Source organism: Citrobacter sp. 21OH12SH02A-Citro, from assembly GCF_027919895.1.
GTDB classification, from domain to species: Bacteria; Pseudomonadota; Gammaproteobacteria; order Enterobacterales; family Enterobacteriaceae; genus Citrobacter; species Citrobacter braakii.
Window position 1 is genome coordinate 31,156 of the sequence record NZ_CP114805.1, and the last position, 25,515, is coordinate 56,670.

Annotated in this window: 31 protein-coding genes and 1 pseudogene; 15 read left to right on the plus strand and 17 right to left on the minus strand. The window is 58.8% G+C overall.

What is annotated here, in order from left to right:
• Positions 1-177: 177 nt before the first annotated feature.
• The 6 genes from O6D90_RS25930 (at position 178) to O6D90_RS25955 (ending at position 4,443) form a co-directional block, all read left to right on the plus strand.
• A complete protein-coding gene (locus O6D90_RS25930) occupies positions 178-1,188 on the plus strand; it encodes a zinc-binding alcohol dehydrogenase family protein (RefSeq protein ID WP_011191343.1) in 1,011 nt (336 codons plus the stop codon).
• 73 nt (positions 1,189-1,261) lie between these two features.
• A complete protein-coding gene (locus tag O6D90_RS25935) occupies positions 1,262-1,693 on the plus strand; it encodes a GlcG/HbpS family heme-binding protein (protein ID WP_004357630.1) in 432 nt (143 codons plus the stop codon).
• Between the two features lie 62 nt (positions 1,694-1,755).
• Positions 1,756-2,046 (plus strand): DUF1330 domain-containing protein, encoded by a 291-nt coding sequence (locus O6D90_RS25940; RefSeq protein WP_011191344.1) that lies wholly within the window; start codon positions 1,756-1,758, stop codon positions 2,044-2,046.
• 151 nt (positions 2,047-2,197) lie between these two features.
• Entirely contained in the window at positions 2,198-2,668 is a 471-nt protein-coding gene (locus O6D90_RS25945) for a TlpA family protein disulfide reductase (RefSeq protein ID WP_011191345.1), read from the plus strand.
• A gap of 3 nt (positions 2,669-2,671) precedes the next feature.
• A complete protein-coding gene (locus tag O6D90_RS25950) occupies positions 2,672-3,184 on the plus strand; it encodes a DM13 domain-containing protein (protein WP_004357637.1) in 513 nt (170 codons plus the stop codon).
• Positions 3,172-4,443, plus strand: a complete 1,272-nt coding sequence (locus O6D90_RS25955; protein ID WP_004357638.1) for an MFS transporter — start codon at positions 3,172-3,174, stop codon at positions 4,441-4,443. The genes O6D90_RS25950 and O6D90_RS25955 overlap by 13 nt, the downstream gene beginning before the upstream one ends.
• A gap of 30 nt (positions 4,444-4,473) precedes the next feature.
• Here O6D90_RS25955 and O6D90_RS25960 read toward each other — a convergent pair whose 3' ends face one another.
• From O6D90_RS25960 to O6D90_RS25995, 8 genes are all read right to left on the minus strand, one after another.
• Positions 4,474-4,875 carry a RidA family protein gene (locus O6D90_RS25960; protein ID WP_004099044.1) on the minus strand — a complete coding sequence of 134 codons (402 nt, stop codon included), beginning with the start codon at positions 4,873-4,875 and terminating at the stop codon, positions 4,474-4,476.
• Between the two features lie 106 nt (positions 4,876-4,981).
• Positions 4,982-5,431: a hypothetical protein gene (locus O6D90_RS25965; protein WP_004099042.1), complete on the minus strand. Its 450-nt coding sequence runs from the start codon at positions 5,429-5,431 to the stop codon at positions 4,982-4,984.
• Positions 5,432-5,518: 87 nt separating this feature from the next.
• The gene (locus O6D90_RS25970) at positions 5,519-6,091 is read right to left on the minus strand and encodes a hypothetical protein (protein WP_004099040.1); all 573 of its coding nucleotides are present in this window, start codon (positions 6,089-6,091) and stop codon (positions 5,519-5,521) included.
• Between the two features lie 91 nt (positions 6,092-6,182).
• Positions 6,183-7,151: a magnesium and cobalt transport protein CorA gene (locus tag O6D90_RS25975; protein ID WP_011191347.1), complete on the minus strand. Its 969-nt coding sequence runs from the start codon at positions 7,149-7,151 to the stop codon at positions 6,183-6,185.
• Complete coding sequence (locus O6D90_RS25980; protein WP_004099038.1) at positions 7,148-7,852, minus strand: glutathione S-transferase N-terminal domain-containing protein; 705 nt, start codon at positions 7,850-7,852, stop codon at positions 7,148-7,150. Before O6D90_RS25980 ends, O6D90_RS25975 begins: the two co-directional genes overlap by 4 nt.
• A gap of 132 nt (positions 7,853-7,984) precedes the next feature.
• Positions 7,985-8,524, minus strand: a complete 540-nt coding sequence (gene msrA, locus O6D90_RS25985; protein WP_004099036.1) for a peptide-methionine (S)-S-oxide reductase MsrA — start codon at positions 8,522-8,524, stop codon at positions 7,985-7,987.
• A 1-nt stretch (position 8,525) separates the two neighbouring features.
• The gene (gene msrB, locus O6D90_RS25990) at positions 8,526-8,969 is read right to left on the minus strand and encodes a peptide-methionine (R)-S-oxide reductase MsrB (protein WP_004099035.1); all 444 of its coding nucleotides are present in this window, start codon (positions 8,967-8,969) and stop codon (positions 8,526-8,528) included.
• Between the two features lie 146 nt (positions 8,970-9,115).
• On the minus strand, positions 9,116-9,991 hold the full coding sequence (locus tag O6D90_RS25995) for a LysR family transcriptional regulator (RefSeq protein WP_011191349.1): 876 nt from the start codon (positions 9,989-9,991) through the stop codon (positions 9,116-9,118).
• Between the two features lie 228 nt (positions 9,992-10,219).
• Here O6D90_RS25995 and O6D90_RS26000 point away from each other — a divergent pair, with 228 nt between their 5' ends.
• The 3 genes from O6D90_RS26000 to O6D90_RS26010 all read left to right on the plus strand — a co-directional run bounded on the left by O6D90_RS26000 (position 10,220) and on the right by O6D90_RS26010 (position 13,073).
• On the plus strand, positions 10,220-11,452 hold the full coding sequence (locus O6D90_RS26000; protein ID WP_004357650.1) for a bifunctional alpha/beta hydrolase/OsmC family protein: 1,233 nt from the start codon (positions 10,220-10,222) through the stop codon (positions 11,450-11,452).
• A 107-nt stretch (positions 11,453-11,559) separates the two neighbouring features.
• On the plus strand, positions 11,560-12,048 hold the full coding sequence (msrA, locus tag O6D90_RS26005; protein WP_045269765.1) for a peptide-methionine (S)-S-oxide reductase MsrA: 489 nt from the start codon (positions 11,560-11,562) through the stop codon (positions 12,046-12,048).
• Entirely contained in the window at positions 12,048-13,073 is a 1,026-nt protein-coding gene (locus O6D90_RS26010) for a zinc-binding alcohol dehydrogenase family protein (RefSeq protein ID WP_004357654.1), read from the plus strand. Before msrA (O6D90_RS26005) ends, O6D90_RS26010 begins: the two co-directional genes overlap by 1 nt.
• A 396-nt stretch (positions 13,074-13,469) precedes the next feature.
• Here O6D90_RS26010 and O6D90_RS26015 read toward each other — a convergent pair whose 3' ends face one another.
• Together O6D90_RS26015 and O6D90_RS26020 are read right to left on the minus strand one after the other, a co-directional pair.
• Positions 13,470-13,964, minus strand: a complete 495-nt coding sequence (locus tag O6D90_RS26015; protein WP_004099028.1) for a MarR family winged helix-turn-helix transcriptional regulator — start codon at positions 13,962-13,964, stop codon at positions 13,470-13,472.
• 557 nt (positions 13,965-14,521) lie between these two features.
• Positions 14,522-15,010, minus strand: a complete 489-nt coding sequence (locus O6D90_RS26020; RefSeq protein ID WP_004099027.1) for a YkgB family protein — start codon at positions 15,008-15,010, stop codon at positions 14,522-14,524.
• A 297-nt stretch (positions 15,011-15,307) separates the two neighbouring features.
• Here O6D90_RS26020 and O6D90_RS26025 point away from each other — a divergent pair, with 297 nt between their 5' ends.
• A complete protein-coding gene (locus O6D90_RS26025; RefSeq protein WP_166479491.1) occupies positions 15,308-15,667 on the plus strand; it encodes a DUF6314 family protein in 360 nt (119 codons plus the stop codon).
• A gap of 38 nt (positions 15,668-15,705) precedes the next feature.
• Here the strand turns inward: O6D90_RS26025 and O6D90_RS26030 are convergent, their stop codons facing one another.
• A complete protein-coding gene (locus O6D90_RS26030; protein WP_004099025.1) occupies positions 15,706-16,665 on the minus strand; it encodes a YeeE/YedE thiosulfate transporter family protein in 960 nt (319 codons plus the stop codon).
• Positions 16,666-16,691: 26 nt separating this feature from the next.
• A complete protein-coding gene (locus O6D90_RS26035) occupies positions 16,692-17,114 on the minus strand; it encodes a MarR family winged helix-turn-helix transcriptional regulator (protein WP_223296479.1) in 423 nt (140 codons plus the stop codon).
• A gap of 367 nt (positions 17,115-17,481) precedes the next feature.
• Here O6D90_RS26035 and O6D90_RS26040 point away from each other — a divergent pair, with 367 nt between their 5' ends.
• Positions 17,482-18,378, plus strand: coding sequence for a LysR family transcriptional regulator (locus O6D90_RS26040; RefSeq protein ID WP_270956630.1), 897 nt, complete (start codon positions 17,482-17,484; stop codon positions 18,376-18,378).
• Here O6D90_RS26040 and O6D90_RS26045 read toward each other — a convergent pair.
• From O6D90_RS26045 to O6D90_RS26070, 5 genes are all read right to left on the minus strand, one after another.
• The gene (locus O6D90_RS26045) at positions 18,375-18,611 is read right to left on the minus strand and encodes a DUF2274 domain-containing protein (protein ID WP_026227538.1); all 237 of its coding nucleotides are present in this window, start codon (positions 18,609-18,611) and stop codon (positions 18,375-18,377) included. The two genes, O6D90_RS26040 and O6D90_RS26045, sit on opposite strands and share 4 nt — an antisense overlap.
• A 2-nt stretch (positions 18,612-18,613) precedes the next feature.
• Complete coding sequence (locus tag O6D90_RS26050) at positions 18,614-19,834, minus strand: TrbI/VirB10 family protein (protein WP_011191355.1); 1,221 nt, start codon at positions 19,832-19,834, stop codon at positions 18,614-18,616.
• Positions 19,831-20,649 (minus strand): P-type conjugative transfer protein TrbG, encoded by an 819-nt coding sequence (gene trbG, locus O6D90_RS26055; protein ID WP_207788772.1) that lies wholly within the window; start codon positions 20,647-20,649, stop codon positions 19,831-19,833. Before trbG ends, O6D90_RS26050 begins: the two co-directional genes overlap by 4 nt.
• Before the next feature lie 5 nt (positions 20,650-20,654).
• Entirely contained in the window at positions 20,655-21,359 is a 705-nt protein-coding gene (locus O6D90_RS26060) for an IS6-like element IS26 family transposase (protein ID WP_001067855.1), read from the minus strand.
• Between the two features lie 278 nt (positions 21,360-21,637).
• Positions 21,638-22,213: a TetR/AcrR family transcriptional regulator gene (locus tag O6D90_RS26070; RefSeq protein ID WP_236118722.1), complete on the minus strand. Its 576-nt coding sequence runs from the start codon at positions 22,211-22,213 to the stop codon at positions 21,638-21,640.
• Between the two features lie 178 nt (positions 22,214-22,391).
• Between O6D90_RS26070 and O6D90_RS26075 the strand changes: the two genes are divergently transcribed.
• The 4 genes and pseudogenes from O6D90_RS26075 to O6D90_RS26090 all read left to right on the plus strand — a co-directional run bounded on the left by O6D90_RS26075 (position 22,392) and on the right by O6D90_RS26090 (position 25,424).
• The gene (locus tag O6D90_RS26075; RefSeq protein WP_178317656.1) at positions 22,392-22,658 is read left to right on the plus strand and encodes a YdgH/BhsA/McbA-like domain containing protein; all 267 of its coding nucleotides are present in this window, start codon (positions 22,392-22,394) and stop codon (positions 22,656-22,658) included.
• 82 nt (positions 22,659-22,740) lie between these two features.
• A complete protein-coding gene (locus O6D90_RS26080; RefSeq protein WP_178317655.1) occupies positions 22,741-23,217 on the plus strand; it encodes a DM13 domain-containing protein in 477 nt (158 codons plus the stop codon).
• Positions 23,218-23,302: 85 nt separating this feature from the next.
• The gene (locus O6D90_RS26085; RefSeq protein ID WP_178317654.1) at positions 23,303-23,737 is read left to right on the plus strand and encodes a DUF417 family protein; all 435 of its coding nucleotides are present in this window, start codon (positions 23,303-23,305) and stop codon (positions 23,735-23,737) included.
• A 191-nt stretch (positions 23,738-23,928) separates the two neighbouring features.
• Positions 23,929-25,424, plus strand: a pseudogene (locus tag O6D90_RS26090) (IS3 family transposase).
• Positions 25,425-25,515 lie beyond the last annotated feature (91 nt).

Here is a 25,515-nt window from a genome sequence, read left to right on the forward strand (position 1 = left end):
TTCGATAAACTTCTGAATCCGGCTCCGAGGTATGGAAACTATGTCGTACCGCTATTGGATATGTTGCGCGCATACCTTCATAGTCTGACACGCGAAATCTTTAAATCCTGAGTATATTTCGGAAGAAATTTCGATCTGATCGATAAGACTTCAGGATACAGCAAGCTGGAGACACCGATGAAAGCCGTTGGTTACAAGGTTCCGGGACCCATCGCCGAGGACGCCTCTCTGGTCGACATTGATCTGCCTCGGCCTGTCGCTGAAGGAGGCGATATCCTGGTTGAGGTGAAGGCTGTCTCGGTCAACCCGGTCGACTACAAAATCCGCAGCAGCACGCCGCCCGCTGATGGCGATTGGAAAGTGCTGGGATGGGATGCGGCCGGGATCGTGCAAGAGGTCGGCCCCGACGTGACGCAGTTCGCGGTAGGCGACGAGGTCTATTATGCCGGATCGCTCATAAGGCCTGGCACCAATGCGGAGTTCCATCTCGTCGACGCCCGGATCGTCGGTCGTAAACCCGCGTCGCTCGACTGGGCGGAAGCGGCGGCGCTGCCACTCACGACGTTGACGGCCTGGGAAGCCATGTTCGATCGCCTGGACGTGACGAAGCCCGTTCCCGGGGCGGCGGCGATCCTCATCATCGGTGGTGCGGGTGGGGTCGGGTCGATCGCCATCCAGATCGCTCGACAGCGCACGGATCTCATCGTCATCTCCACCGCCTCTCGGCCGGAAACCCAGGAGTGGGTTAAAGGGCTTGGGGCTCATCATGTCATCGACCACTCTCGGCCGCTCGCGCCACAGATTGCCGAGCTCAACATCGGCGCTCCCGCTTTCGTGTTCTCGACCACGCATACCGAGCAGCATGCATCCGACATCGCCGAACTGATCGCCCCGCAAGGACGGTTCGGATTCATCGACGATCCCAAGGCGCTCGACGTCATGCTGTTCAAGCGCAAGGCAGTGTCGATCCACCACGAGCTGATGTTCACACGGTCGCTCTACGGCACGCCCGACATGGATGAGCAGGGCAAGATCCTCAATTCGCTGGCGGTGCTGGTGGACGACGGCAAAATTCGCACGACGCTAACCGAAAAATTGTCGCCAATTAATGCCGCCAATCTGAAGACGGTGCACGCACTGATCGAAAGTGGCGCGGCAAGAGGCAAGATTGTCCTCGAAGGCTTCTGATGACTGCCACCGCCGAACGTCTTTTCTAACCTCAAGAACGCCGGACGGATTACGCCACGGCGAAGGAAATTTCATGACGAAATCCATTGCCACCGCCTCGATCAACCGCGAAACCGCCGTCGCCCTCATCGACGCGGCGATCGCCGCGGCACGTACAATCGGCATCCCGGCTGCGGTCGCCGTCGTCGACGCCACCGGTAACCTGCGCGCGTTCGAGCGCACTGATGACGCGCCGTTTCTCACCGTCGATGTTGCCATCGACAAGGCTTGGAGTTCCGCCTCGTTTGGGTACCCCACCCATGTCTGGAACGACTATGTTTCGAACGATCCAAAAGTGGCGCCGCTGGCCTATCGCCCCCGGATGGTCGCTGTCGGCGGAGGCTATCCGATCCTGGAAGACGGGAAGTTGATCGGCGGGATCGGCATCTCCGGAGGCAACTATCAGCAGGATCAGGATGCGTGCGTCGAGGCACTCACGAAAATCGGGTTCGAGCTGCCAGCCTGACGACTTTAAGGCCATCGCCAGCGGCGGTGGCCTGCAGATGCGACCTTATGAAAGACTTTAAGATGGAAGCGTTCGTCGTCTTCACCCGCGAAGAAACCACCGATCCGGAAGAACTCGCAACCTATTCTGCAGGCGTCGGCCCATCGTTCGATGGCCACGACGTAACCTTTCTCGCCGCTTATGGCGCGATGGAGCATTTGGAGGGGCCGCCCGTCGAAGGGGCCGTAATTTTGCGGTTCCCGACGATGCAGGCCGCCCGTGATTGGTATCATAGCCCCGCCTACCAAACCATCGCTGCGCACCGTTTTGCCGGTTCCCGCTATCGCGCCTTTGTCATTGAGGGGCGGCGGTGACACACCGACGGAAGAACGGCGGGGCTGGCCACGAGGTATCGGTCGGCGAACTCGCATCCTACAACCTGTAGGGGATCAAGGCGGTGAGGTTCGCGTGCCATCGCCACACGCGACCACTCATCGGACTTCTGCATCGGAATTGGAGGATCAGATGAGCGTCGACGAACGACAAGCCCCCGAGCTGCGGGTGCAGAGATGGATTGGCGCGGATGGAGAAAGCATCGCGCCGCTCAAGCTGTCGGATCTCGGCACCGGCCCGAAAGTCCTCTTCGCCTTCCAGCACTGGTGCCGTGGCTGCCATTTGCATGGATTTCCGACGCTACAAAGGTTGCATGGTGCATTGAGCGCCAAGGGCGTGGGCTTCGCGGTGATCCAGACCGTCTTCGAAGGAGCGGATGAGAACACCTTCGAGAAGCTGCGCGTGAACCAGCTCAAGTATGCGCTTCCTGTCGCGTTCGGTCAGGACGAGCCACCTGCCGGCGCGACGCTTCCCACCTTCATGGAGGACTACCGCACGCGGGGAACGCCCTGGTTCTCCGTGATGGACGCTGGCGGCCGCATCGTATTCTCGGACTTCCATCTCGACGCCGATCAGCTCGTGAAGGGACTGGAGCTGGTGTAACCGATGCGGCGCTGGGTCATCCTGATTGCCACCCATCTCGCGATGCTCGCCATGGGCTTCGCGGGCGGTGTCTACACGCTGCCGATCCTGACCGCCCCCCAGGCCCCGGACGCGGCGGCCTTGCGGACCATCTCAGCCGAGACGCTCTACGCAGGGCGTCTGGCCCGCGATCTCAAAGGCAGCGACCTGCTTCACTGGGGGGAAGGCGAGATCCGGGTCTCGCGCGACCGTATCGCCCATATCGGGCGCCTCGCCCCTGGTCCCGACTACAAGCTCTACCTCGCACCACGTTTCGTCGACACGAAGGAGGCCTTTCTCCTAATCAAGGACAGATCAGTCCGCGTGGGCGATGTGAAGACGTTCAACGGCTTCATCGTCGAGGTGCCTGCCGGCATCGATGTCCGTGACTACAACACGGTCGTCATCTGGTGCGAAGCATTCGACCAGTTCATCAGTGCGGCAGAGTATCAACCCTCAAGTCAGGCCCGAGAACGAGCCCGGCGATGGATACCATGAGGTCGGCGGGCAAGCGCGGCCTCGTTCTCGCGCCGGTGGCGGCGCTGCTGCTGAGCGTCGCCGCTCTGCTGCTGGGCAATGGCCTGCTGAGCACGCTCCTGATCGTGAGAGCCGGCCATAAGGGGTTCTCGACCGGCGCGATCAGCGCGATGATGTCCTTCTATTTCGCGGGTTTCACGATCGGCGCGCTCGTGTTGCCACCGATCATCGTCTCCGTGGGACATGTCAGAACCTTCGCCGGCTTCGCGGCCATTGCCTCGATGACCGCCCTTCTCCATGTGGCGTTCGTGGAGCCGATCGCCTGGATGCCGCTTCGCCTGATTACCGGCTTCGCCTACGCGGGCATGATCCTCGCAACGGAGAGTTGGCTCAACGCCCACGCATTGCCATCCACACGCGGGCAGCTCCTGTCGATATTCGGAGTTGTCTCTATGGGCTCATGGGCAATCGGGCAGGCGTTACTCAACATCGCACCGCCCGCCGACGTGACATTGTTCCTCATCGTGTCGCTGCTGATATCAGCGGCGGTGGTTCCGATCACCTTGCTGCCCAGTCATCCGCCGGCCCAGGTGGAACAGGAATGGGTCGCGTTCAGGGACCTCGTCCTCGTATCACCTCTCGCTGCGGCTGGCGCTTTCCTGGCCGGCCTGGCTATCGGTGGTTTCTGGGGCATGGGCGCGAACTTCGCCCAGAGCATCGGCCTCGATGTGGGCGGTATCTCCGCCTTCATGGCTGCGGTTCTTGGTGGAACGCTCGCCTTCCATTGGCCACTCGGTTGGCTTTCGGATCGAGTGCCCCGGAATCTTGTCATCGCCGGTGCGGCGCTGGCGTCCGCAGCGTCTGCCATCGGCGTAGCGTTGGCGGTGGAAGCGCCTCTGCCGCTGCTCCTTGCGGCAGGTGCGCTGTTCGGCGGCTTTGGCATCCCGATTTATTCGTTGTGTCTCGCCGTCGCAAACGACGATCTTCCGGCCGGTCGGCTACTCGGCACCGCGCGCGGGCTTCTGTTGCTCAACGGGATCGGGACAGCCGCTGGCCCCCTAATAGGAGCAGCTGCAATGAATATCGTCGGCCCTGGCGGCCTGTTCCTTTATGCGGCGGCGTTGCTCACGCTCCTGGCAGTGCTGGCCATCGCCCGCAGGCAGCCGAGGCGCGCCAACCAGGCCAAGGCGGCCCCCCGTTCTCCGAGCACGCCGATGATAACCGGATCTCTCGATACGATGATATGCATGGAGAAGCGGGCGCAGGGCGTGCGGGATTAGCGCGGCACGGCGCCTGCACGAACCGCGGGGTCAGGCGATGATAGCTGTTACGCGAATTTCGATACGCATGGTTGGAAGCCCCAGCGCTTCGATTCCCAACTGCGTCCAGATTGGAGCGCGGTCGGGCATGTAGTGGCGATACAGCTTGGCCATTGTTTCGTTGATCACGGGAGGGAATCCACCGACGTGATAGGAATTGACGTGGACCACATGCGGCCAGCGTGCTCCGGCGGTCGCGAGCGTCCGTTCCACGTTCTTGAACGCCTGCTCGATCTCTTCCTCAATCGACTCCGGAATGACGAGATCGTCGTTCCATCCGCCCTGTCCGGAGATCTCCACGCGGTCACCAATGCGCATTGCCTGAGAATAATGAAGCGCGTCATGCAGGCGCGTCCCGTATCCGGGGGTGATGAAGAATGAAGGTGTTGTCATGAGTTTGCCTTTGATGAGCCAGGTCAACGCGGCTGCAAGTGACCGTATGCATGCAGAAAGAGATGCAGGGCGTTCGGCACTAGCGCGCCGGCTGCGGTGGAGGGCTTTATTCCACGTCTTCTACGGTGAGGTCCCGGCCGTTGAACTGCACGGTCTCCCCGGCTCGGGCACCCTCGATCGCTTCGAAGATCGGCGCCATCGTGGAAATGCCCATGAGCTCACGCCCCTGACAGGTAAACTTGCTCGTTGACACCGCGATCACAAAGTGGCGGCCGGACAGCTTGACGACAGCGCCTTCGTTGACGGCCAACTTGGGGCCGAAATCGATCGTCCTGAGCTTTTCGAGTTTATTGGCGTAGTCATGGAGCGTGTCATCGAGCGCTTCAGCGAAGTCGCTCGCGACCTCGGCCTGAGCTAGTTCGTCGTTTTCGATCGGTTCGCTCCGATCGAGCCGAGCGGTAGAGACATAGTCCAGGTAGTTTTCGCGAGCGCTGTGCAACGCTGCTGTCTCCAGCAAGAGCATAGTTTCTCGTATGTGGTCCTTGTTCCAGTCCATAATCACCTCCTAATTTTCGATGTTCTTAAAGTTCAGCCTGCAGATGTGTGGGCCAGGAAGGCCAGCCTTTCCGGCTAAGCGACACCGCTATTCGTCGCTGATGACGTCTTCGCCCTGGTATGGAACCCTGATCAGCCGAGGATCTCGAATGATGCTCGTGACGAGCCAGACATATTCCTGCTCGGCGGTATCGAAGCCGAGGATGCTGAAGGATTGGCCGAAAGGGCATGGCGGGAAGTCTGGAAAGCCCTCGCGCAGAACGTAACGCTCGGGATCGCTGTGAAACTCGCTCTTGTAGACTTTCCGTAGTCCGTGCTTGCTCGGCGCGTCCTGGTCACCTGCCGGTGCTGTTTCCCGATGCGCCACAAGGCGCTCGGACAAGTCGCGGGGGCAGATTTCGTGGAACACGTCGAAGGCGTCGATCAACAGGCCTTTATGCTCTGTCGCCGGATCGGTGATCGCGTAGATGTTGGAGGCATCTTCGCCGTCGTCCCCGCTCTCGAGGCGCAACGCCGCATCGACGCGAATGCTGCATGCATCGAGGGTTGACCCTAGTTCGAGATCGACGAGATTGCCGTCCTTGACGCGGTATTCGCGGTCATAGCCTTTGGCGATGAATGACTGGACTGCTTCTAGAACGTCGGTCACCTGGGAGGTCATGGAAGCACCTTCATCTTGAACTGGATTGGACACGCTCGCGCACAAAGCGCGCTGTGACTCGGCGGACGGAGAAGCTCGCGAAGTGCGTTACTCATAGCCACTTGGCCTTCTTGAAGCGCATGAATAGGAGAAGGCAGAACACCGCTATCACTCCGAGCACGACGAAGTAGCCATATGGCGTGTCCAGTTCCGGCATGTGCTTGAAGTTCATGCCATATATTCCGGCGATCGCCGTCGGGACCGCCAAGATCGCCGCCCAGGCCGCGAGCTGGCGAGTGACCACACCGATCCTTTGCGCTTCCAGAAGGCTGCTGGCCTCGAAGACCGTGGACAGGATAAGCAGGAGGCCGTCGACCATGGACTGCACGCGGTGGACATGGTCCGCGACGTCGTGGAAATATGGTGTCATTTCGGCGCTGATGCAGGGAAAGTGGCCGCGAACGAGCTTTCGCACCAGCTCGGCCATAGCCCCGAGCGTGCGCTGGAACCGCGTGAGTTCGGACCTTAGTTCGAAGATTCGCGCCACCTCTTCTGGCCCGAGGAAATCGTGCAGCGACCGTCGCTCCATCGCCAGGACGTCGTCCTCGATCATTTCGAAGATGGGCAGATACTGGTCGACCACTCGGTGCAAGATCGCGTGCAGCACATAGTCGACACCTTTGCCGAACTGCGTCGGCGATGCCTCGAGTTGCTCCCGAAGTTTGCCCAGCGCTCCGGCATTGCCGTGCCGCACGGTGATAAGGTGATTGTGACCGGTGAAGATCGCCATCTTGCCGTAGCTGATCCGGTCGCCGACCAGCTCGGCGGTCTGGGCGACGACGTACAACTCATCGTTGTAGACCTCGAGCTTGGGCGGGCACAGCGGGTGCATGGCGTTGTCGATCGCCAAAGGATGGAGGTTATACGTCGTCTGGATCGCGCTGAGTTCGTCTGCGGTGGGCTCGCTAAGCGCGATCCAGCAGAAGCCCGAGCGATTCTCGTTTAGTTCGACGTGCTCATCGAGCCTGATTTCACGGACTCGCTTACCTTCGTTGTAATAATATGCGGCGATAATGGTCATGCAGGCCTCGCAGGAATTCGCAGGCCACGCTGTACAGCCGGTCGCGCCAGCCCGCGTTCGAGCCATGCCTGCACGTTCGAATAGCTGCTTAGGCCGAGGATGTCGCCCGCTGCGTAGAATTCGACCAGCGCATTCACCCAGCCAAACGTCGCAATGTCCGCGATCGAGTAATCATCGACAATCCATTCGCGGCCCTCCAGCCGGTGATCCAGGACCCCGAGAAGACGCCTGGATTCATCAACAAAGCGCTGCCGAGGTCGCTTGTCCTCATAGTCCTTGCCGGCAAATCGCAGGAAAAAGCCTAGCTGTCCGAAGGTCGGCCCAACGCCCGACACCTGAAAGAACACCCAGGCCAGAGTCTCGTACCGCTGGGCGGGTGTTGTTGAGATGAGCTGCCCCGTCTTGTCGGCCAGATAGATGAGGATCGCACCGGTTTCCCATATGCCAATGGGCTGGCCGTCAGGGCCAGCCGGATCGATGATCGCGGGTATGCGGCCGTTGGGATTCAACGACACGAACGCTGGATCCTTCGACTCGTTGTTCGAGATGTCGACGAAGTGGGGCTCATACGGCAGGCCAGTCTCCTCCAGCATCATCGAGACCTTGACGCCGTTGGGCGTGGGGGCCGCGTATAGTTGCAAGCGATCCGGATAAGATGCTGGCCAGCGCTGCGTGATGGGAAAGGAGGAGAGGTCTGTCATATCTGGATCCTGGCACTGCGACGGCGGCTGAATGGAATGATCTGCTTCAAGGCCGGGTTCGACGACCGCGTCGATTGACGCGGTCGTCGGAGGTTGCGAACCGGATCGGCGCGGCACTAACGGCAGCGAAGCCTATTCCGCTGCAGCCCCGGCCGCAGGGCTCACATCGCCGGCCTCATGCCGCTTTGGAAGAACCCAGTCGGGACGGACGAAGTGGCAGGTGTAGCCGCCCGGCCGCTTCTCCAGATAATCCTGGTGATCGGGCTCGGCCTCCCAGAACTCGCCGACCGGCTGGACCTCGGTCACCACTTTGCCATCCCACAGCCCCGAGGCATCCACATCGGCGATCGTATCCTCGGCGACGCGCTTCTGCTCCTCGTCGACATAATAGATGCCCGACCGGTAGGAGAGCCCACGATCATTGCCCTGGCGGTTCAGCGTCGTCGGATCGTGGATCTGGAAGAAGAATTCCAGGATGTGCCGGTAGCTCGTCACTGTCGGGTCGAAGACAATCTCGATCCCCTCGGCATGCGTGCCGTGATTACGATACGTGGCGTTCGGAATATCGCCGCCCGTGTAACCCACACGGGTCGAGATGATGCCGGGCCGCTTGCGGATCAGATCCTGCATGCCCCAGAAACATCCTCCTGCGAGAACAGCGCGCTGATGCATGTTAAGCCTCCTCTACTTGATCGAGATATTCACCGTATCCCTCGGACTCCATCTCGTCGCGCGGGATGAAGCGAAGGGACGCAGAGTTGATGCAGTAGCGCAGACCGCCGCGGTCGGAAGGACCGTCCGGGAAAACGTGGCCCAGATGGCTGTCGGCGTGTACCGACCTGACCTCCGTCCGGACCATGCCGTGTGCACTGTCCCGCACCTCGTTCACGTTTGCCGGAACGATCGGCTTGGTGAAGCTGGGCCAGCCAGTACCCGAATCGAACTTGTCCGTTGAAGCGAACAGCGGCTCTCCCGACACTATGTCGACGTAGATGCCAGGCTCCTTGTTGTCGTTGTGCTCACCCGTGAAGGGCCTTTCGGTCCCCGAATCCTGGGTAATCCGGCGTTGCTCGGGGGTCAGGCGGTCAACTGCTGCCTGTGACTTCTCAAACTTCATGATAGTCTCCAATAATTAATCTAGAGAGCTCGACACACTGTCATTTATCTTTGCAGTCATTGCGCCGACTATAGCAGTGCGCCCCAGATTTATCCAATACGCTGCGCGTATAGTTTCCATAGCGCCGAAGCTCTTCACGTCGTGATTCAGTTCCACTCATACCGGGCTGCCAGCTGCGCGATGTTCCGTATCTCGACCGTTGCCGTGGAGCCGGATACTGTCGCGATCACGACTTCGCGCTCCAAGACAAATCCGTCGATCGGCCGAGTGACGAGGCCTTGCACGGTCGGCGATCGTTCCGGAAGAATGCATATGGCGTGGCCGTCAGCGACGACCCGTTGCACCCAGTCCTCGCGATCTGATCGAAAGCGAGGTCGCATGAGCAAGTCCCGTCGCGCGAAGTGATCGAGGATCCGATCGCGAAACTCGCATTTCAGGCGATCGACGAAAGGAAACTCGAGCAGGTCTTCGCCGCGCACGATCTCGTTGGCAGCCAAGGGATGGTTTGCAGAACAGCCGAGCACGAAGCGCTCCCGAAATAGAGGATGCACATCCAGCTTGCGTTCCGGTCTTGTTTCACGCGGCATGATGCACGCGTGGTATTTTCCTGAAAGCACCTCCGATGTGTCCTCGTTCGACTGGAGCGAGTGCAGCTTGATTTCGATGGATGGCATCTCCGCCAATGCGCTCTCGAAGAATGCCGTAAATTCCTTTGGTCCGACGGTGGGCGCGACGGCGACATCCAGCACGCGGTGCCCCCCCATCGCCCAGTGCTCCGAGTGATTGCGAACGCTCTTCATCGCGACCACCATGCGCCGGAATTCTGCCTCGACGTCATGGCCAAGGCCAGTCAGGCGGCTGTTCTTCCCGTCGCGATAGATCAGCGGCCCGCCAAGCTCATCTTCCAAGCGGCGGATCGCGCGGGTCAGACTTGGCTGTGACACACCGCTCAAGCGAGCGGCCGCTGTGAAATTCAGCGTCTCGGCCAAGTTGATGAAATAGCTGACTTGATTGAGTTCCATAGTCCTTTGGCCCACGCGCCTGACTGATACCTCTTCCGTGAGACCGCCTTTGGAAAGCAGGTCGCAGAAGTATGCTTGGCGCATATAATCATGGTATAGGGGCTTGTCTATATGCGCCAGACATATAAATGATAGCCTGAGATGACGATTACCGGTTGGCGGTGCGCTCCGCTCAGCTCCGTCGAAGGTTCTGAGAGCGCAACCGCCAAGCCGCGTGCTGGAGGTTTGATGGACATGGCAGGAAGATCATTTACGTTTGTCAGTGGGGCTGGCTCTCCGCTGTCCGGGCACCTCGAACCGCCGGAAGGGACGCCGCGGGGCTGGGCGATCTTCGCCCACTGCTTCACGTGCGGGAAAGACAGTCGCGCCGCTGTTCACATCTCGCGCGCGCTGTCGCGTGCGGGCATCGGGGTCTTGAGGTTCGATTTCGCCGGGACCGGGATCGGCGGTGGGACGGGAGAACCTGTGAACTTCGCGTCGGACGTCGAGGACCTTCGGGCCGCCGCAAATGCGATGGCGGCGGCGGGCATGTCACCGTCCCTCCTCGTCGGGCACAGCCTGGGTGGCACCGCTGCGATCGTAGCCGCCGCCGACATGCCTGATATTGCGGCGGTAGCGACGATTGGTGCGCCGGCCGACCTTCAGCATATCTTGCGCCTCTTCGGACCGAATGATCTGGACACCATCGCGAGCGAGGGCGAGGCCTCGGTGGAGATTGCCGGTAGGCCCTTCCTCATTCGCCGAGGGTTCCTTGAGGCGGTTGAGGGGATCGACGTCGAGAAGGCCATTGCCTCCCTGCGACGGCCGGTGCTGGTCATGCACTCTCCGCTGGATCAGGTGGTCGGCATCGACCACGCGTCGCGCATCTTCGTCGCGTCCAGGCACCCTAAAAGCTTCATCTCGCTCGACAACGCGGATCACCTTCTCACCGACGTCGCGGACGCGAACTACGCCGCGGCCATGGTGGCGGTTTGGGCGAGCCGCTTTCTCCCACCACTCAGCGCGGATCTTCCGCAGGTCGAGGTTGCGGAGGGCGTCGTCTCCACCGAAACTCTTGCAGGGACGTTCCAGCTCAAGGTCCGCAGCGGCGAGCACACTCTGTTCGCCGACGAGCCAGCATCGGTCGGTGGCCTCGGGACCGGACTATCTCCCTACGAACTCGTATCTGCCGGCCTCGCAGCCTGCACGGTGATGACGATGCGTCTCTATGCGAACCGCAAGGGCTTTCCGCTCGAACGGGCGAGCACGACCGTGCAGCACGAGAAGGTGCCGGACATGATGCCACCCGACCGGTTCACCCGCACCATTGTCCTCGATGGGCCGCTGAGTGATGATCAGCGCGCTCGGATCCTCGCGATCGCTGATCGGTGTCCCGTCGATCTGAGTCTCATCCGGGGTTCGGACGTGCAGACCGAGCTCTTGAGCGCCAGTCAGGCTGCGGATCCCGCGAGGCTGGCTTGACCGTGGCGCACACGGAGGAGGGCGAACGGACTGTGAGCCAATCGCCTACCGGCAATAGGGCGGCCGCGACAGAGCGAGCAATTCTCGCAGGCGGCTGCTTCTGGGGCATGGAGGATTTGCTGCGCCGAGCCAGGGGAGTCATTTCGACGCGTGTCGGTTACACAGGCGGAGAAATGCCTGATCCGACCTACGCGAGACATTACGGCCATGCGGAAGCAGTGGAAGTGACCTTCGACCCTTCCGTTCTCGCCTATCGCTCGCTCTTGGAACTCTTCTTCCAGATACATGACCCCACGACCTACGAGCAACAAGGCAGCGATGTCGGTCCGAGCTATCGATCGGCGATTTTCTACACCACCGAAGTGCAGAAGGAAGTCGCCCTCACAACCATCGCGGAAATCGAGGCATCAGGAAGCTGGCCAGGCCCGGTCGTGTCGGAGATCAACCCAGAAGAACCCTTTTGGGAGGCGGAGCCAGAGCACCAAGAATACCTGGTGCGCTATCCTGGGGGCTATAGCTGCCACTTCGTGCGCCCGACCTGGCGGTTGGACCGCTCAGACGAACGCCCAGCTGTAATACTTGACAGAAAGAGTTGATGATGACCGAAACCGTGACTAATCAGGCCGCCTGGCAGAAAGCGCCGGGGCAGCCACTGAGGATCGGTGTCACCGCTCTGCCGCATCTGGCGGCGAACGAGATATTGATCCGCAACGCGGCCATCGCGATCAACCCACTCGACTGGATTCTGCAGGACGTCGCGCTTTTGCCATGGCTCGACTATCCCGCGATTCTCGGCAGCGACGTCTCCGGTGAGGTCGCGGCGGTCGGTGGCGCGGTCGAGCGGTTCAAGGTCGGCGATCGAGTCATCGGACAGGCGGTCGGGACAACCGTAAATCAACCTGCGCAGGGTGCGTTCCAGCACCACACGATCGTGCTGGACCACATGGCGGCGCCGATCCCCAACAACATTGCCTTCGCTGATGCGGCAGTCCTCCCGCTTGGCCTTGGCACCGCCGCAAGCGGGCTCTACGGACGGACACAGTTGGCTCTCGCGCCACCGTTACACTCGCCGACCGCGCGTCCAGAGGTCGTTCTGGTCTGGGGTGGATCGTCGAGCGTTGGCTGCAACGCCATCCAGCTCGCGGTGGCGTCGGGCTACAGGTGCGTCGCCACCGCTTCGGCGCGCAACGTCGGCCTGTTGAAGGAGCTGGGTGCAAGCGAGGTTCTTGACCACTCGAGTCCAGCCATCGTGGAAGACGTGATTGAGGCAATGCGCGGGCGCAGTCTCGCTGGAACGCTTCACGCGACCGGTCACATGAAAGACTGTTTTGCCGTAGTTGCGAGATGCGAGGGCTCGCGCCGGGTGGCAGCGACGCTGGCCCCGCCCGACGAGCGTTCATTTGGAGTCGAGGCGACGCACATCTCCGGGACGAGCCTCAAGGATGACGAGGTTGGTCCAATGATCTACCGCGAATTCCTGCCGCAGGCTCTCGCGGCGCGCACGTTCGTCCCCGCCCCTCCGGCGAAGATCGTGGGCCAGGGCCTTGAAATGCTCCAGGCTGCCTTGGAAGCCCTGAAGGCGGGTGTATCCGCAGCGAAAATCGTCGTTACCCTGCCTTGAGTGACCAGCCAGGCGGTTTTTCGCGTTCGCAGTCTGAGGTGGCCCGCACTTTGCCGATTGGGAAGCTCTACCGGGAAAACGCGTTTGGGACGCGCGCTGCGCTCCTGCCGGAGCATGCGTTCCCGAAACCTGTTCCCGACTGCTTTTCCCCGAAACTACCTATCGGACATAGAGAAATGGGAATGCAGCGAGTGGTTTGAACGGCCGCTTCCGAAACCGCGTTCCGATCAATTGAGCGGCTAAAAGTGGGGCGATCACCGACATATTAGAATGAGACCGCCATGCCCGATCGGCCGGCTTGACGCGTAGCCAAAAGAATGCGGCTGATGGTAGGCTCGCTGACATTATGAAGCCCCGCCATCTGAGCAGCGTTGAGCTGCCGCAATTGCGAGTCTCCTACGCGTCGTCGTTCTTCTCGCGGTCCACACCTCGCTCATGCAATTCGGCATCGACGGGGCAGTTCGTGCAGCCCTCGTAGCAGCACAAGCGGCAGATGCGGTATGACTGCTCGAGGTTTTCCAAGCGATTTCGGAGAACGCGTTCAGCGATGTCCGATAAGGTTTTCAGTTCGTCTGGATTAAGGATCGATAGCCCTTCGGCAATCACTTGATCGCGCGAGGCCAGGACCTCGTCGCTCGCGACCTTGCCAGTTGGAGTAAGATAGAGGGATCGCGCGCGCCCGTCTGTCGAATGCTCCCTACGCTCGATCAATCCCTCGCTTACCAATCTATCCACCAGGCGAACAGTTCCAGCATGTGAAAGGCCCACCCCGATCGCAAGCATACGGATCGAGAGCCCGGGCTTGTGCGCGAGCAACGCCAGCGCTGAGGCGGCGGGTCCAGCTTCCGGCGCCCGCGATGAACTAGCGCGAACGATGTCGTCGCTGATCATGAGTGCGAACGCCCCGAAAATGTTTCGATCTCGAGGTCCATCCATTGCCACATCTATATGTGCGCGGAGCATAGACAGCAAGCCATACCGTGGTCCTCTTCCTCCGCGCGGCTTGTGGAAAATGTCCTGTTTTAGAAGGGTTTCGGAGGATTTCGACTGATCGAGCGCGCCGAAAAAAACGGGTCCGGCTCGTTAAGGCCGCGGAACCGTTGATACCTGGCGGCTATAGGGCAAGCCTTTTCGCTCGGAATCGCCGTAGGTCGCGCCCGAGAATCACTCCGCGTCAGCGCTGTCATCCAGGCCGCGCAGGTGCAGATCAGCGAGACCTAGCTTGCCCCCGGCGTCGCACTTCCATCGTGTCACCGCGCGCGATCACGATTTTATCAATCCCATTGAGGAACAGTCCGTGCTCCACGACGTCGGGGATTGCGGCGAAACGGGCGAAGACCGCGTCGCCATGCAGCTGAGCGCCTCCGGGCTCGATATCGCGACGGAGCATCCATGCCCCGCGGAGGTTCTGCAGGATTTGCACGCCCGCCGTCACGAGAGGACCACAGTCACGAGAGCACAAGCGCCCCTCTGTGGCGGACCGAAGCACGCAGCAGCACGAGGGACGCCGCTAGCAGAACTGCGTCCTTCAGTAGAAACTGCCCTGGTGCAGCCGAAATCGCAGGAAAGCCGCCGGCAGTCTGCTCCGCGACACCTGGAGTGGTGATGAAAAAGGTCAGCGTGATCAGATAGGTCGCTGCTGACATTAGTGCGCCTAGCGCAGAGAAGAGTGGACGAAATGCACCAAGGATCAGAACGAGACCGGTCGATAACTCGATAACGCCGATGAAATAGCTTTGCCCCTGCGTCCCGAACATGCCGAGCCAATTCATGATCGGGCTGTGTTCGATAAACGGGGCGATACCATAGGCCTCGTACGCTGTGAACTTCATCGCGCCGAACCACAGAAATACGATCACGAGAGCCCATCTAAGCAGGCCAAGATCCCTCCGACCGTGCTCGGGGACAAGAAATTCATAACGGTCGAAAATGCTCATCTAAAATTCCTCAACAGTGGTCCCGTGGGAACGTCACGAACGTCGTCTACGTGCTTCGGGCAGGCGTTGCAGTATATGCGCGACGCATATACCATATACTAATAAGCGAGATATGTCGAGCGGCTGGCTCGCGCTTCGCTGCCTCACGAAGCCATCCTCATCGGCGATGCCTTTACCCAGCAAACGCGCGACCTTTGCGGGATTTTGACTTGATGGGGCTGGCGCTCCGGGTGGGCCTATAGCCCGTTGGCAAACGTCCAGCCTGTACGGATGGACGCGGCCCTGGACGAGATAACCATGCCCACCGAAATCGTAGCAGCGATCGGCGAAGGCGCGCTCGCTTATCGAGAGAGCGGCATTCTCTCACTGGCAGATGGCAGAGTATTCTCCGCGTGCCGGCAGTATCGCTATCGCTTGAGCGAGGACAGTGTTGTCGTCGAGTTCGCAGACGGACCTCATATCGGGACGCAGTTCCTCAGCTTGAGTTTCTCGCGGACGGATACCGGGTTGGAAGCGAGTGGCGTCTATGCCTGCGGAGACGACACCTACCATGCAACCTACAGGATTCTGGGGCCGGCGGCCTTTGAAGTGGTCATCATGGTCCAAGGGCCTGCAAAGGCATACGAGCTAGTCAGCCGATATTCCCGGTCGGGATAAATGCTCATGTCAGGAGGGCAAGTCCTCTGTTGCCCTTATCATGGCCGTGAAAGGCAGCGCCGGAATAACTTACCACGCGCTGCAAATCCGAAGACGATTGTCGTCGTCATCAGAAGGTAGGCGACTATCCCACCAGGTGAAAGAGTCGGAACCGCTGCGAGGATCAACCCATCATTCCCGCCGGGTATGAGCGCGATGCCGATACCCATCAATGTGCCGCCGACGACAGATCGCAGAATGCCATTGGCTGTCGGCAGTTGGAGACGCAGATTGCCTTGGCGAAAGGAGGCGGTTAGGGCGCCTGCGATCGAAGAGATCACCGCAGTGAGCGCGACCTCGCCGGCCGGGGACATTCTGAGAGGAAGGGCGCGTTGAATCACGTCTGCGAAGGTCCAGGCCGGCGAGAGTGCATATAGAAGTCCGCCAGTGATACCGAGTCCAATCATCGAAGCGCCGAACGACCAACCCGGCTTTGTTCGCAGAACGCTCTTCGTGGAAACGAAAACGAGTGCCAGCACGAGCACAACTAGGAAGGCTAGGAGAGTAACGAGGCCTGTTGCGCTCGGTTTGGAGATTAAGCTTGGCCATGTTGAATCGTAGCCGAACCTGCCATGGTCGGCAGCCAAGATACCAATCGTTAATCCCAAGGGTAGAGCTAGAAGTCGCATCTCCCCATCCCCAAGCCGCGCCAGCGATCCGAGCAGGCATGTGTCATTAATGAGTGCGCCGAGGCCGAAGGCGATGGCGCCAATGAGCAGGAGGAAATTGATGCTGGTCGAGGGTGCGAGTGTTGCGCCCAGTGTTCCCGTCCAGACTATCGGGACCGCAACCAGGCCTGCCGCTGCCGACGCTGCGAGAAATCCGACGAACATTTTCGGCGGCTGTCTTCTGTGTAACTCATGAGCGGCCACCACTAAACAGGTTCCGCCTTGGTTCGCCGCATATCCGAACCCGAAGGCAAGTACGCATAGAAGAAGTTCGAGCGCAAACGATCCCATTATTTCAAGCCTGCCTGATCATATCGTCAGCCTTCTGATGCGACGTTCCAGCGTGGCGAGCGCCCCGGCTTAGCTTTACCACGGGAAGGCGCGATCCTGCTGTAGCCGCACAGATGGCAAAGGCTGACCGAGCCATCTTTGTCGAAGCCGTTTGCCACAAGGAGCCGCTCCGACAGCATGCCTAGAATGTCGAGGTCATTGGGCGACAGGGGCGAAATACATTCGGAGATCACCTGCTCCCGTGCCTTGAGCAAGGCGTCCGTTATCTTCTTCCCCGAATTGGTGAGGTGAATGAAGCGCGCCCGCCTGTCGGTGATTTGTCTTCGTCGTTCCACCAACTGTTCGCGCTCGAGCCTATCGATCAATCGCACCGTCCCGGCATGAGAAAGCCCGATCGAGGTAGCCAAAACGCTGATCGGCAGTCCGGGCTCCATGCTGAGTAACACCATCACGGCGGTCCCCGGGCCGCTTGGTGAAAACGAGGCCGAGACACTGGCGATGCTGTCTGCAACGGCCAACGCGAGTGCACCTAAATGGTACTTGGCGACCTCAGGCTCCATACCGCAAGAATATATGCTTCGCGCATAGACTTCAAGCGTGTGAAAATGTATGACCGCCGCATGCATCTATGACAGATTCGGACATGGTCATGCTCATTGAGGGGCTCAGCTCGGATTCCACATCTGAGATCAACGGACGTGCTCGTTCCCCAGGCGCTAGCGGGGGTGGGCTCGATGAAAGTGGACGTGCATGGGTGCCGCTCACCGGGCGCAGGCGGTTCGCCGATGAGACCGCCGGTATGATCGGACGGGTCTCATGCCCGACCTGACTCTTGATCTCCGATACCTGAAGTACGCCGTTCAGGTCGCCGAGGCCGGCAGCTTCCGCCGAGCGGCGGAGCGCCTATCGATATCGCAATCCACCGTCAGCCGACTTGTGCAGCTGTTTGAGCGCCAACTTGGCTTTTCTCTCTTCAAGCGTACGCGAGCGGGGGCAGGGCTGACTCCAGAAGGTGAGCGCTTCCTTCAACAAGCGGTGGTGGGAGCGCGCTACCTTCGTAACGCCGCAACGGAGATCCGCTCCGCGCGGAAACTCAAGACCGGGCTCGTGAGGTTTGGAATGCTTGAAGCGTTCCCGGCGTGCCCGATCATCAACATTCTCTCGGCATTCAGAAATAGACATCCGACGATCGAGGTAAAGCTTGAGGAAGGCACTTCAGAAGAAAACACTTTGGGGGTGAAGCGCGGATTACTGGACGCAGCAATCAGCCTGAGTGCGAGCAAGAGCCCTCAGTTCCAAGTTCGACGTCTCTGCGAACCAGATCTGTTCGTGGCATTGTCCCCGCTTCACGAGTTGGCAGCACGGCCACAGCTGTCGTGGGAGGACGTTTGTGACGAAGTCTTCCTCGTTCGCTCGGATGGCGCTGGGCGTGAGCTCGCTGGCATACTCCGGCGCATGGTGGGCGCCGGAGACGGAGCGGTTCAACTCTCGATCCAACAAGTCAGCCGAGAAACCCTGCTGACGATGGTCGAACAGGGCTTCGGCTTGACCATCACCAGCGTGATCTACCGGCCGGATATCGCGTTGATCCCGCTCCCATCGGCGCGGGCGCCGACGGCCGCTATAATTTCTTCCAGTGACAACGACAACCCGACTCTGCCGCTGCTGCTGAAGTGTTTCGACACCCCCTCTAGAGCGGGGACCACGGATTAATCGGCGCTCCCCGGCGTCAACGTTCGCCTGGCTTTGGCGAAGCCACGGTCTGTCGCGATGAACCGTTGTAACATCGGGACGATTAACCGAGCTGGGTCAACAGCGGACTGACCTTGCTCTCGGCCCAATAGGTGGGCGTAGTCAACAAGGTCCTGGTGGAGAGCTGCAGGTAGCTCGACCTGTACCTTAAGCGGCTTGTCGTCCGCGATGGGGCCTAGCTTAAGCTTCGACATCATCACCCTCCATATGGCTCCAGTACCAAGTCTCGCGTCACGAGAACGCGCACGGGAAATCCGGGCCGAATAGTGATCGTGGGCGCGACGTTGAGCTGACGCCTCACAATCTGCTGCCCTGCGTCGTTGATGGTGTCCTGCCCACCGTTCCGGATCGCCTGAACGAGCTGATCGTCGTTGTCGACCGCGAGTTCGGCGCCGACGCTCAGCAGTGTCGACAATCCCGCAGCCTTGGCCAGATCCCACCAATGGTAATCGACGCCATCCTGCAGCCCGGCGAACCCTTCAGCGTCAGCACCAGGCTGGCGCTCGAGAACGATCGAGCGCCCGTTCGGGAAGACGAGCCGAGTCCAGACGAGCAGGACTCGGCTCTGGCCGAACTGCACGTTGTTGTCGTACTGCCCGACCACACGAGTGCCTTGCGGCACAAGCAAGATACGGCCGGTTGGGCTGTCGTAGATGTTTTCGGTGACCTGCGCGGTGATCTGGCCGGGTAGATCGGATCGGATGCCGGTGATCAGCGCCGCGGATATCACTGCTCCCGCCTGAAGGACGTTCGGCGATACTGGCGCAGCGACGCGATCGGGCGCAACCGTCCTGCGATCGGCCGCGGCGTTCAGAAACGCGTTCTGCCGGTCCTGCGCCGAGGGCGTGGCGGGCGGCGGAGCGAGGCCAATGCTCGCCAAATCCGGCACCGGCGCGAGCGCTGGGGCAGCTCCCGCAGCAGCGGGTGTGCCCCGGCTTTCCGATCCGGAGAAGAGACGGCTGGTGCGCGCGGTCTCGATTTCCTGAAGGCGGCGCTGCTCTTCCGGGCTGATGCCGGGATTGGGCGTGGCCGTCCCGGGTGTGGGCACCGGCTGTCCGCGATCCTGGGTACTAAGGATCGGCCGGCCGAGGTCACCGGGAAGAGGGGGACCGAGCTGTGGCACGCCACTGTAATCTCGCGGCAGGCCGGCCAGTCCGTCAGCGGTCGAGCGGTTCTCGGTCGAATAGAGTTCGTCGTTCGGCCGACCGGCGTCGCGGGTCTGAAGCGCGTAGATCAGCGCACCTCCGAGCCCGACGCTGGCGACAAGACCGAGGCCGGCGAGAACCTTCCGCGACAACCGGGTGACGCGGGGCGGTTCGGCCCGCAGCCGCATCGGCGCAGGCCCGACCGGCTCGCCGGTCAGGGGCTGCGCATCGTCGTCCGGCACTTCCTCAATCCGGGGCGGGTTCTCGCTCACGAGGTCGGCCTCCCGTCTGTGCGGACGATCCTGACGCGCTTCTGCTCGCGGCCGGAGCCGAAGCGAAGTTCGGCAGCCGCGAACAGACGATCAACGATCATGTGGTGGCCGCGAACGCGATAGTTCACGAGCTCAGAGGTGTTGCCCTCGGGGCCGACGACGAAGAGTGGCGGCATCTCGCCCTGACCGATGCCGCGCGGAAACTCGATAAAGACCTGGCGTCCGTCGTCGAAGGCGCGCAGCGGCCGCCACGGCGCACGGTCGCCCTCGATCGCATAGCGGAAGTTGACGTTCGCGAGATCGACGCCGCTCGCCACCGGCTGGGCCGCCTGCGCCTCGGCGTTCTGACGGCGCAGCGCAATGAGCTGGTCTTGCGGATACTGCCATGAGACCGACGCCATATAGGTGCGCTCTGTCGAGCGCAGCTCCATGTGATAGGTGCGCATGTTGGTGTTGATGACGAGGTTTGTCATCAGGTCGGCGCGGGTGGGCTTTACTAGGATGTGGATCTGGCGCGTTGCCCCCGATCCGCTCTCGGTGTCGCCGATGATCCAGTGCACTGTGTCGCCGGCGGCCACCGGGCCTGCGCCGACAAGCTGCTCCCCGGGTTGGAGCGCGATGTCGGTGATCTGCCCGACGGCGGTATAGACTTGATAAAGCGCCCCTTGAGTCCACGGGTAGACCTGCATCGAGTTAATGAAGCCGTCGCGCACCGGCTGGACTCGTGCCGCCTCGTTTGCCTGGTTGACGCGAGCGGTCGGATTAGAAGGCACTGTTGCAAAGTTAGCGATGAGGCAGCCTTTTGTCTTATTCAAAGGCCTTACATTTCAAAAACTCTGCTTACCAGGCGCATTTCGCCCAGGGGATCACCATAATAAAATGCTGAGGCCTGGCCTTTGCGTAGTGCACGCATCACCTCAATACCTTTGATGGTGGCGTAAGCCGTCTTCATGGATTTAAATCCCAGCGTGGCGCCGATTATCCGTTTCAGTTTGCCATGATCGCATTCAATCACGTTGTTCCGGTACTTAATCTGTCGGTGTTCAACGTCAGACGGGCACCGGCCTTCGCGTTTGAGCAGAGCAAGCGCGCGACCATAGGCGGGCGCTTTATCCGTGTTGATGAATCGCGGGATCTGCCACTTCTTCACGTTGTTGAGGATTTTACCCAGAAACCGGTATGCAGCTTTGCTGTTACGACGGGAGGAGAGATAAAAATCGACAGTGCGGCCCCGGCTGTCGACGGCCCGGTACAGATACGCCCAGCGGCCATTGACCTTCACGTAGGTTTCATCCATGTGCCACGGGCAAAGATCGGAAGGGTTACGCCAGTACCAGCGCAGCCGTTTTTCCATTTCAGGCGCATAACGCTGAACCCAGCGGTAAATCGTGGAGTGATCGACATTCACTCCGCGTTCAGCCAGCATCTCCTGCAGCTCACGGTAACTGATGCCGTATTTGCAGTACCAGCGTACGGCCCACAGAATGATGTCACGCTGAAAATGCCGGCCTTTGAATGGGTTCATGTGCAGCTCCATCAGCAAAAGGGGATGATAAGTTTATCACCACCGACTATTTGCAACAGTGCCAAATTGAAGCAGTCAAACAAGTATTTCCTGTTTGCAGCAAAAAAATCGTATCGTAAGATAATGATAGTCGCAAGCATCAAGATGCCACTCCCACTCTGCGCTTTTTCGCCAAGGCACTCACCACCACGGCAAACGGGAAATCGTGACAATTGATAAAAGCGACGCTGATACTGAGGCTCTGACGGCCAGTAACGTCGGTGCACGTTTGAACCTGGCTATTTTCCCTTGAACAGCATGGTAATCACCCCTTCCAGCATTGTGCGTACAATCTGCGGGTCGGGCTTATCCAGCGCGCCCAGCGCAAGGCCGCGCTCTAGGGTGATGATAAAACTGGCAAACGTCGCGGGTGTCATGTCGTCCGACAACTGCCCGTCACGCTGTGCCTGTCGCGCTTCTTCTTCCAGCCATTGCACAAACGCCGCTCGCTCCTGGCTTAGCTGGTTTGCTAATTCACTTTCTCCGGCCTGAAAAGCCAGCGCGGAAAAGGTCATCATGCAACCCAGTGGCTTGTCGCTACAGCTGAACAGGGTGAAAGCAGAAATCAGAAATGCTGTGATGCGCTGTTTAAAACATAGCGCCCGGTCGTTGAGCGTTTGCTGAAGCTCGCTCAGCCACGTCTGACGATAGTAGCCCAGCGCCGCCGCGTACATCCCTTCCTTGTTGCCAAACGCCAGATACAAAGAGGCCGGTTTCATGCCCGTCGCCTGGGTTAAATCGGCAATCGAGGTGGACGCATAACCTTTGGCGGCAAAGACATGAAACAGCGTCTGCGAAAGTTTGTCTTCTGACATCAGTTTTGGTCTCCCCACTTTCTTATATTTAATCATGATCTTACCTATTTTTTTGGCTTTCGTTTGGAGAAAAATATTAGCATATTTTTTATCATTCACTAAAAAATTATTTGCATCATGATTTCGGCCAGGCTATATATTTTATCGAACACTAAAAAATACCATTTAGGAGCATCTCATGAAAAAAATCATTCTCGCCTCCCTGTTGGCACTGAGCGCAGCGCCCGCATTTGCCCAGCACGGCACCGAAATCACCCGCACTCATCAGTGTGAATTGTTACGAGTTGGCAGTATTACCGCTTCAGGCGGCACTATCGATGGGTTAACCCATAAGCTGGCCGCCAAAGCGCAAAGCTCGGGAGCCGATTATTTCCGTATTACTCATCTGAATACTGATGAGCGCGGATATGCCACCGCCACCCTGTTTAACGGTGCAGATACTTAGCTGATGCAGAAAAAACATGAACCTTTGCCTTAACCCTTTGTGTGGCCACACGTTCAGGCATTCGACAGACCAGGAAAATAAGATGAAAAAAAGACTGAAAGTTGCCATGCTCGCCTCCCACCTTGCACTATTTGGTGTAGGTTTTGGCGTCGGGATTTATGTTCTGCCGATCCTCACGGCGGAAAAAAACTCTACCTCGGAGGAAATTGACTCCGTGAAGAAATCGGCACGCTTCTCCGGTGAATTTAAGAAAAACCAGAAAGGCAGCAATGCTGTGCACTGGGCAGAAGGCAAGCTGTACGTGAATGACAAAGAAATTGCCTTTGAGGGCAGCGTCGCGCCTGGCCCGGATTACAAAATCTACCTGACAAAGACCTACGCCGACGACCGTGAGTCGTTTATGAAAATCAAAGATGAATCGCTTTATATCGGCGATCTGAAAAACTTCGGCAACTTTAAAAAGAGCCTGCCAAATGGTGTCAATGTTGACGAATACACCACTGTCCAGATCTGGTGTGAACAGTTTGAACAGTTTATTGCTTCCGCTTCGTTCAAATAGTCCGGTTCACAATCGCTATCATTATGCCCACGGCGAGTGGACAGCCTGCACGTAGCGGCCTGTTCACTCTACAAGGAGAAACGCGATGAAACTGAAAGCCTATTCAGCCCTTCTTCCTCTGCACGAGCGGGACATTGTGCGGATAGCCGTTATTGTGCTGTTCTTGGTTTCCGGTAATCTGAAGTGGTTTGCCCCGGAAATGCAGTTGGTTGACAGGCTCACGGAAGACAGCTGGCTTTCCTTCCTGCCGGTATGGTTTGGTCAGGACGGCACCAGCTATTTCCTGGCGGTAATACAGGCGGCCATTGCGGTTGCGCTGTTAAGCGGAACTGTGTTTCCCGTTTTGGGCGTCACGGGAGGTGTTGCGGCAATCGCTGCGTCGTTTATCACCCTCAACTTGTTGCCTTCGGCGATGGATGTGAATGTCATTGGCCTGACGCTGAGAGAGCTGTTGCTAGCAGGTGCTGCGGTGGTTATCGTCTATTTCGACCTCGTCAGGCTGCGTCACCGACAAGCGTAAGCACCACAGACAAAAAAGCCAGGCTCTCCTGGTTTTTTATTGGTAATTACGTGGACCTCGCTTAGGGCCGTGTCCACATTACGTGGGTAGGATCAGTGCTTGGCAGTGGGCTCACAGATACTATAACGTCGGACGTCTTAACTTAGCCCAGAGGGGTGCGGACGAATTCCTGGACCTGCAGGAGTCAATTTATGCATTCTTATGAGGATCGTATCCGGGCGGTCGAACTCTATTACCGGTACGGTAAAAAAGCCTCCGTGGTTGTTAGAGAGCTGGGATATCCGTCTACAAAACAGCTGGGACGCTGGGTTCGGATTTATGAAAAGACCGGTGATTTACCCAGAGATCTAAAGCGAAGAGAACGTTATTCACGAGCACAGAAAATTGCTGCTGTTGAGCACTACCTCACACACGGTGGCTGCATGTCGTTTACTCGTCGCGCCATCGGTTATCCCAGTAATGAGGTGCTCAAATGCTGGATTCAGGAGTTTTACCCAAATGTGCGCCCTCTGGTCATTCGCTCAGGCACAAACAAATGTTTCAGTCCGGAAGAGAGGTCCCAGGCGGTCCGTGAGCTCTGCCGCCGATGTGGAACCGCCCGTAAAGTTGCACAAAACATAGGCGTCAGCGTTCCGGTCCTGTACAAATTGAAGAAAGACCTTATCAGTGACGAAGCTTATCGATCCATGAGTAAAGGTAATTCGGCTTCTCAGGGAAAAAATCAGGATGTGCTGCTCGGTGAAATCCAGCGCCTCAGGCAGCAGGTTCGTCAGTTACAGCTCGAACGAGACATACTGACAAAAGCGAATGAACTGATAAAAAAAGACCTGGGCATCAGCTTTCTGACCCTGAAGAACAGGGAGAAAACCCGGATAGTTGATGCCCTTAAGAAAAAGTATCCATTTGCTGAGTTGCTTGGCGTTCTGCAACTTGCACGCAGCTGTTATTTTTAACACAAAGCCAGCCAGCGCCTGTGTGATAAGTATGCAGAAATAAACATGATCATGGCGGAGATCTTTGAGGAGAACTACCTCTGTTACGGCTACAGGCGGCTTCACGCCATGCTTCTTGTTAAAAACAGGGTTGTTTCTGAGAAGGTCGTTCGCAGGCTAATGACAGAAGAGCAGTTGATTGTTCAACGTACCAGGCGACGGCGATGCAGCTCGTACTGTGGAGAAATCAGCCCAGCACCTGAAAATCTGCTCGACCACGATTTTAGCGTCTGCAGACCAAATGAAAAGTGGCTGACCGATATCACCGAGTCCCATCTTCCGGCCGGAAAAGTCTATCTGTCGCCGGTTATCGACTGCTTTGATGGCCAGGTAGTGAGCTGGGCGATAGAAACGCGCCCGGACGCGACGCTGGTGAATACCATGCTCGATGATGCGCTCGATAAGCTCAGGGGGGAAACTCCGGTAATACACAGCGACCGGGGTGGCCATTATCGATGGCCGGGCTGGCTGGATCGTATCAACACATCCGGAATTATTATAAGGTCCATGTCGCGCAAAGGTTGTTCATCGGATAACGCGGCCTGTGAAGGCTTCTTCGGGCGGGTCAAAAATGAAATGTTCTACGGCAGAAACTGGACAGGTACATACGCTGGTATAACGAGAAGCGCAGCAAACTATCATTAGGTGCAATGAGTCCGGTGAAGTACCGGCAGCATTCTAGGATCACATCATAGCAATCCGCAGCCCCAGAGCGGACATTACAACTTTGCTGTTACATAGTTACTGCACATAATCCATTTTATGGCAACAACCTCCTTCTTTAAG

Coding starts and splice junctions, on each gene's coding strand:
- O6D90_RS25930 (WP_011191343.1), top strand. CDS start 178: ATGAAAGCCGTTGGTTACAAGGTTCCGGGACCCATCGCCGAGGACGCC.
- O6D90_RS25935 (WP_004357630.1), top strand. CDS start 1,262: ATGACGAAATCCATTGCCACCGCCTCGATCAACCGCGAAACCGCCGTC.
- O6D90_RS25940 (WP_011191344.1), top strand. CDS start 1,756: ATGGAAGCGTTCGTCGTCTTCACCCGCGAAGAAACCACCGATCCGGAA.
- O6D90_RS26010 (WP_004357654.1), top strand. CDS start 12,048: ATGATGACCGAAACCGTGACTAATCAGGCCGCCTGGCAGAAAGCGCCG.
- O6D90_RS25975 (WP_011191347.1), bottom strand. CDS start 7,151: ATGACCATTATCGCCGCATATTATTACAACGAAGGTAAGCGAGTCCGT.
- O6D90_RS25950 (WP_004357637.1), top strand. CDS start 2,672: ATGCGGCGCTGGGTCATCCTGATTGCCACCCATCTCGCGATGCTCGCC.
- O6D90_RS25955 (WP_004357638.1), top strand. CDS start 3,172: ATGGATACCATGAGGTCGGCGGGCAAGCGCGGCCTCGTTCTCGCGCCG.
- msrA (WP_045269765.1), top strand. CDS start 11,560: ATGGAGGATTTGCTGCGCCGAGCCAGGGGAGTCATTTCGACGCGTGTC.
- O6D90_RS26000 (WP_004357650.1), top strand. CDS start 10,220: ATGGACATGGCAGGAAGATCATTTACGTTTGTCAGTGGGGCTGGCTCT.
- O6D90_RS26030 (WP_004099025.1), bottom strand. CDS start 16,665: ATGGGATCGTTTGCGCTCGAACTTCTTCTATGCGTACTTGCCTTCGGG.
- O6D90_RS26040 (WP_270956630.1), top strand. CDS start 17,482: ATGCCCGACCTGACTCTTGATCTCCGATACCTGAAGTACGCCGTTCAG.
- O6D90_RS26085 (WP_178317654.1), top strand. CDS start 23,303: ATGAAACTGAAAGCCTATTCAGCCCTTCTTCCTCTGCACGAGCGGGAC.
- O6D90_RS25965 (WP_004099042.1), bottom strand. CDS start 5,431: ATGGACTGGAACAAGGACCACATACGAGAAACTATGCTCTTGCTGGAG.
- O6D90_RS26025 (WP_166479491.1), top strand. CDS start 15,308: ATGCCCACCGAAATCGTAGCAGCGATCGGCGAAGGCGCGCTCGCTTAT.
- O6D90_RS26020 (WP_004099027.1), bottom strand. CDS start 15,010: ATGAGCATTTTCGACCGTTATGAATTTCTTGTCCCCGAGCACGGTCGG.
- O6D90_RS26060 (WP_001067855.1), bottom strand. CDS start 21,359: ATGAACCCATTCAAAGGCCGGCATTTTCAGCGTGACATCATTCTGTGG.
- O6D90_RS26035 (WP_223296479.1), bottom strand. CDS start 17,114: ATGGTGTTACTCAGCATGGAGCCCGGACTGCCGATCAGCGTTTTGGCT.
- O6D90_RS26070 (WP_236118722.1), bottom strand. CDS start 22,213: ATGTCAGAAGACAAACTTTCGCAGACGCTGTTTCATGTCTTTGCCGCC.
- O6D90_RS26080 (WP_178317655.1), top strand. CDS start 22,741: ATGAAAAAAAGACTGAAAGTTGCCATGCTCGCCTCCCACCTTGCACTA.
- msrA (WP_004099036.1), bottom strand. CDS start 8,524: ATGCATCAGCGCGCTGTTCTCGCAGGAGGATGTTTCTGGGGCATGCAG.
- O6D90_RS25980 (WP_004099038.1), bottom strand. CDS start 7,852: ATGACAGACCTCTCCTCCTTTCCCATCACGCAGCGCTGGCCAGCATCT.
- msrB (WP_004099035.1), bottom strand. CDS start 8,969: ATGAAGTTTGAGAAGTCACAGGCAGCAGTTGACCGCCTGACCCCCGAG.
- O6D90_RS26045 (WP_026227538.1), bottom strand. CDS start 18,611: ATGTCGAAGCTTAAGCTAGGCCCCATCGCGGACGACAAGCCGCTTAAG.
- O6D90_RS26015 (WP_004099028.1), bottom strand. CDS start 13,964: ATGATCAGCGACGACATCGTTCGCGCTAGTTCATCGCGGGCGCCGGAA.
- O6D90_RS25960 (WP_004099044.1), bottom strand. CDS start 4,875: ATGACAACACCTTCATTCTTCATCACCCCCGGATACGGGACGCGCCTG.
- O6D90_RS25995 (WP_011191349.1), bottom strand. CDS start 9,991: ATGGAACTCAATCAAGTCAGCTATTTCATCAACTTGGCCGAGACGCTG.
- O6D90_RS25945 (WP_011191345.1), top strand. CDS start 2,198: ATGAGCGTCGACGAACGACAAGCCCCCGAGCTGCGGGTGCAGAGATGG.
- O6D90_RS25970 (WP_004099040.1), bottom strand. CDS start 6,091: ATGACCTCCCAGGTGACCGACGTTCTAGAAGCAGTCCAGTCATTCATC.
- O6D90_RS26075 (WP_178317656.1), top strand. CDS start 22,392: ATGAAAAAAATCATTCTCGCCTCCCTGTTGGCACTGAGCGCAGCGCCC.